Source organism: Mesorhizobium sp. M7A.F.Ca.MR.362.00.0.0, from assembly GCF_004023175.1.
Lineage (GTDB): Bacteria > Pseudomonadota > Alphaproteobacteria > Rhizobiales > Rhizobiaceae > Mesorhizobium.
Window position 1 is genome coordinate 11,846 of record NZ_RZTF01000087.1, and the last position, 5,160, is coordinate 17,005.

Sequence of the window (5,160 nt, forward strand, 5' to 3'; positions counted from 1 at the left end):
CGACCGGCCCCCTTCTCTCCAAAAGAACATCAGAACTCCGTGCCAAAGTACGGAGGAATCTGCGTTTTTGCATGTGAAATCGGGGTAGTCGTTCCTACACAGTTTCGCTGTGAGGGCAGCCAACGACGAGGGGAAGAGCACCCCTTCCATTTCATACATATGGCGCACAAGGGGCTTGCAGCAAGACCCGGCTCCTCCCGTAAAACCGCGACCCAAGCCAGGGTGCGGAAAACGGGAGTTATGATAATGATTTCAGATCATGCGGTTGTGATCGCCGGGGGTGGTCCGACGGGATTGATGTTGGCAGGCGAACTGGCGCTGGCAGGCGTGGACGTTGCCATTTTCGAAAGGCGACCGGATCAGAAATTGGCAGGATTGCGCGCAGGCGGCCTGCATGCGCGCACTCTTGAGGTGCTCGACCAGCGCGGAATTGTGGATCGGTTTCTTTCACAGGGACAGATATCGCCGTCCGTGGGCTTCCACATGATCCGGTTAGGCATCAGCGATTTTCCCACGCGCCACAATTATCTGCTGGCACTGCGGCAAAACCACATCGAGCGCATCCTGGCCGACTGGGTCGGCGAGTTGAAGGTGCCGATCTATCGTGAACACGAGGTTGCGGGGTTTACCCAGGACGACAGCGGCGTCGATGTCGAACTGTCCACCGGTCACCGCCTGAGGGCCGCATATCTGGTCGGGTGCGACGGAGGCCGCAGCACCATTCGCAAGGCGACCGGTATCGAGTTTGCCGGATGGGATCCGACGATGAGCTGGTTGATTGCCGAGGTCGAAATGTCGGAAGAACCGGCATGGGGCTTCCGCAGCAACGCCTCCGGAATTCATGCCCTGGGTAAGATCGAGGACGGCAGGAAGGTTGGCGTCGTGCTGACGGAGCCATGCCTGGAGGCGCGCGGCGAACCGACCCTGCGCGAGCTCAGCGAGGCGCTGACTGCCATCTACGGCACCGACTTCGGGGTTCACAGCCCGACCTGGCTCTCCCGCTTCACCGACATGACGCGCCAGGCTGCCGCATATCGCGACCGGCGCGTGCTGCTGGCGGGTGATGCCGCGCACATCCATCCTCCGATGGGCGGACAGGGCCTCAACATCGGCGTGCAGGATGCGGTGAACCTTGGATGGAAGCTGGCCCAAATCATCAAGGGGACATCGCCGCAAAGCCTGCTCGACAGCTATCACGCCGAGCGTCATCCGGTCGCCGCCCGCGTGTTGCGCAACACGATGGCGCAGGTTGCGCTTCGCCGCACGGATGACCGCAGCAAGGCCTTGGCCGATACCGTTGCCGAGTTGCTCGGCATGGATGAAGCTCGCAAGAAAATCGCCGCGGAGATGTCTGGTCTGGGTGTTCATTACGACCTTGGCGAGGGGCATCCACTGCTTGGGCGGCGAATACCCGATCTTGATCTGGCCACCGCCGGCGGACTGTTGCGGGTCTTCACCTTGCTGCACGACGCGCGGCCCGTGCTGCTCAGCCTCGGTGAGCCCGGCAGGCTGGACATCGCGCCCTGGGCTGATCGGGTCCGGCAGATCGACGCCGGTTACGCCGGTATCTGGGACCTCCCGGCTCTCGGGACGGTCGTTTCGCCCGACGCGGTCTTGATCCGGCCCGATGGTTATGTGGCTTGGGCCGGGGCGGGAACCCAACAGGGCCTGGTGGACGCGCTGACCACCTGGTTCGGGCCGCCTGCCACCGCAGGTTAGCAGACGCGAATCGAAGCGCGATCGCGCGACCGCCTTGAAAGTATTGCGTCGCTCCCTCCGACAGTGCTCCTGACAGTTGGTTGACAGGAGTTTCCTTCTGTGCAGAAATTGGTTGGACCATTGGACCACTTGGAGGATTTGTGGACCAGAACAGCCTGCCACCCATTCAGACCACGGCGCGCGACGACGCCGTGCTGAAGGCCTTGGTGGGCTTTGTTCGCGCCGAGGCCTTGCAGCCGGGCGAGCGGCTTCCAACCGAGCGCATTCTGGCCGAGCGGCTGAAGGTCAGCCGCAACACCGTGCGCGAGGCGCTGACACGCTGGGAAGGGCTCGGCCTCGTCGAGCGCCGGCAGGGCAGCGGCACCTATCTCAAGGCGGCTGTCTCACACGATATGCTGCACATGCCGCTGACGCTGGCCGGCGGCAATGATTTCACCAGCCTGATGCAGACGATGGAGATCCGCCGCGCGCTGGAGGCGGAGGCCGCAGCTCTTTGCGCCGAACGCGCCAGTCAGGCCGACATCGCCGAGATCGCGCGCAAGCTCGACATCATGGAGCAGGCGTTCCGCACGCGCGACGGCATGTCGTCGGAAGAGGATTGGGAGTTCCACCAGGCGATCTACCGGGCCTCGGGTAATCCGCTGTTCGAGCAGATCATCGCCGCCATGTACGAGTTGTTCCACCGCTTCTGGGAGCATCCGCTCGGCGTGCGCGACTTCGGCCACGCCAGCTTTCCCTACCACCGCACCATCTACGAATGCATTGCCGCGCGCGACCCGCAGGGCGCCCGCGCCGAGGCGCTCAAGCTGATCGCCACCGTCGAGGACGACCTCAAGCGCGGTGCCGCCAAACTCAAACTTTCGAGCCAGACATGAACGAGCATCCATCCGGTTTCGATCACGACTATCTCGCCGAGGCGGCGACACTCTTGGCGCATGACGAACCGTTCCCCGGCGGTGCGGTGGTGCCGCCGATCTACCAGACCTCGCTGTTCACCTTCGCCAGCTATGCCGAGATGGCCGATACCTTTGCCGGCAAACGGAAGCAGCCGATCTATTCGCGTGGCGACAATCCCACGGTGATGGAGTTCGAGGCGCGCGTGGCAGCGCTTGAGGGCGCAGAAGCCGCGCGCGGCTTTTCCAGCGGCATGGCGGCGATCAGCGCCACGGTGCTTGCGTTCGTTGGGGCAGGCGAGCGCATCGTGGCGGTGCGCAATTGCTATGGCGATGCCTACCGTTTGTTCGAGCGGCTGTTGCCGCGGCTCAACATCAAGGTCGATTATGTCGACGGCTCCGACCCGGATGCGGTGGCAGCGGCACTTCCCGGCGCCAAGCTGCTGTATCTGGAAAGCCCGACCTCGATGATGTTCGAGCTGCAGGACATCGTGCATCTGACACGGCTGGCCAAGGAGCAGGGCATCGTCACCACCATCGACAATTCCTGGGCGACGCCGGTCTTCCAGAAGCCGATCATGCATGGCGTCGATCTGGTGCTGCATTCGGCCTCGAAATACCTTGGCGGCCACAGCGACACCGTCGCTGGCGTCGTCGCGGGTTCGGCCGCTCATATCAGGCACATCAACGAGCAGACCTATTCCTATCTCGGCGGCAAGCTGTCGCCATTCGAGGCCTGGCTGTTGCTGCGCGGCCTGCGCACGCTGCCGCTGCGCCTGCCGCACCACATGAAGAGCGGCCTGACCATCGCCGAACGGCTGAAGGCGCATGCCGATGTCGAGCGGGTCAACCACCCCGTCTATTCGAACCATCCGGGCAAGGCGACGCTGGCCGGCTATGCCGGGCTGTTCTCCTTCGAGGTGACGGACGATATCGACATCCCCGTCTTCGTCGACGCGCTGAAATATTTCCGCATCGGCGTCAGCTGGGGCGGGCATGAAAGCCTGGTCGTACCGGCCAAGGCGTCGCTGGAGCAGACGCCGGGCCTGAATTCGATGGCGCGCTTCGGCGTCAGCCCCCGAACCATCCGCTTCAATGTCGGATTGGAGAGTGTCGAAGACCTGTGGGCCGACGTGGCCCAGGCCTTCGAAAAAGCCAGAAAATAACAAGCGGGTTCAAAATGGGAGTCTTGAACATGAAAAAACTGACAGTCATGCTGGCCACCGTTGCGGGGCTGGCGATTTCAGCCGGAAATGCCGTGGCCGACTCGACCCTGAAAATGGTCGAAGTCATCACCAGCCCGCCGCGCACCGAATTCCTGAAGAAGCAGATCGCCGAATTCGAAACCGCCAATCCGGGCATCAAGGTCGAGCTTATCTCGCTGCCCTGGGGCCAGGCGTTCGAGAAATTCCTGACCATGGTGCAGGCCGGCGATACCCCTGACATCGTCGAAATGCCGGAACGCTGGATGGGCCTCTACGCCAACAATGCCCAGCTTGAGGATCTCGGCCCCTATATGGCCAAATGGGATGACGCCAAGACGCTGGGCGACCGCGCCAAGCAGTTCGGCTCGACCGTCAACGACACCCAGTTCATGATCCCCTACGGCTACTATGTGAACGCGCTGTTCTGGAACAAGAAACTGTTCAAGGAGGCCGGCCTCGACGGCCCACCGGCGACGCTCGACGATTTCATCGCCGATTCCAAGAAGATTTCCGCGCTCCCGGGGAAGTACGGCTACTGCCTGCGCGGCGGGCCGGGCGCCTTCAACGGCATGCACATGTTCATGAACATCGCCGCCGGCAAGGGCGGCTACTTCAACGAGGACGGCACTTCGACGATCAACGAAGAAGGCTCGGTCAAGGGCCTGCAGATGCTGGCCGACATGTACAAGGACGGACTGGCGCCGAAGGATGCAGTGAGCTGGGGTTTCAACGAAACGGTCACCGGCTTCTATTCCGGCACCTGTGCCATGCTCAACCAGGATCCGGACGCGCTGCTCGGCATCGCCGACAAGATGAGCGCGGACGATTTCGCCGTGGCGCCTTTGCCGGTCGGACCGAGCGGCAAATCCTATCCGACGCTGGGCTATGCCGGCTGGGCGATGTTTGCCAACTCGCAGCACAAGGACGACGCCTGGAAGCTGATGGCGACGCTTCTGTCGCCGAAGGACAATCTGGAATGGGCCAAGGAAGTCGGCGTCGTCCCGATCCACAACGGTGCGGACCAGGATCCCCATTTCAAGACGGAGCAGTTCAAAGGCTGGTTCACGGAGCTCAGCGACAGCTCCAAATATGAAATGGTCACCCCGCCGACGCATCTGGAGAACCTCGGCAATTTCGTCGACCAGGTGGCGATCAAGAATTTTCAGGAAGTGCTGCTTGGCCAGAAGACGGCCAAGGACGTCGCCGACCAATGGGCTGCCTTCCTGACCAAGGAACAGCAGGACTGGCTGGCGAAGAACAAGAAGTAGTTTTTCTTCCCTTCTCCCCGTTTACGGGGAGAAGGTGGCCCGATAGGGCCGGATGAGGGGCGGCGCTATGCCTCG

Annotated in this window: 4 protein-coding genes; all 4 read left to right on the forward strand. The window is 62.4% G+C overall.

Going from position 1 to position 5,160, the window contains the following annotated elements:
• The first annotated feature begins 246 nt into the window (after positions 1-246).
• The 4 genes from EOC06_RS13780 (at position 247) to EOC06_RS13795 (ending at position 5,085) form a co-directional block, all read left to right on the forward strand.
• On the forward strand, positions 247-1,719 hold the full coding sequence (locus tag EOC06_RS13780) for an FAD-dependent monooxygenase (RefSeq protein WP_128308004.1): 1,473 nt from the start codon (positions 247-249) through the stop codon (positions 1,717-1,719).
• A gap of 140 nt (positions 1,720-1,859) precedes the next feature.
• Positions 1,860-2,594: a FadR/GntR family transcriptional regulator gene (locus EOC06_RS13785; protein ID WP_027036801.1), complete on the forward strand. Its 735-nt coding sequence runs from the start codon at positions 1,860-1,862 to the stop codon at positions 2,592-2,594.
• Positions 2,591-3,778 (forward strand): PLP-dependent transferase, encoded by a 1,188-nt coding sequence (locus tag EOC06_RS13790; protein ID WP_128308005.1) that lies wholly within the window; start codon positions 2,591-2,593, stop codon positions 3,776-3,778. The genes EOC06_RS13785 and EOC06_RS13790 overlap by 4 nt, the downstream gene beginning before the upstream one ends.
• Positions 3,779-3,807: 29 nt before the next feature.
• Positions 3,808-5,085, forward strand: coding sequence for a sugar ABC transporter substrate-binding protein (locus tag EOC06_RS13795; protein WP_128308006.1), 1,278 nt, complete (start codon positions 3,808-3,810; stop codon positions 5,083-5,085).
• The last annotated feature ends 75 nt before the right edge of the window (positions 5,086-5,160 follow it).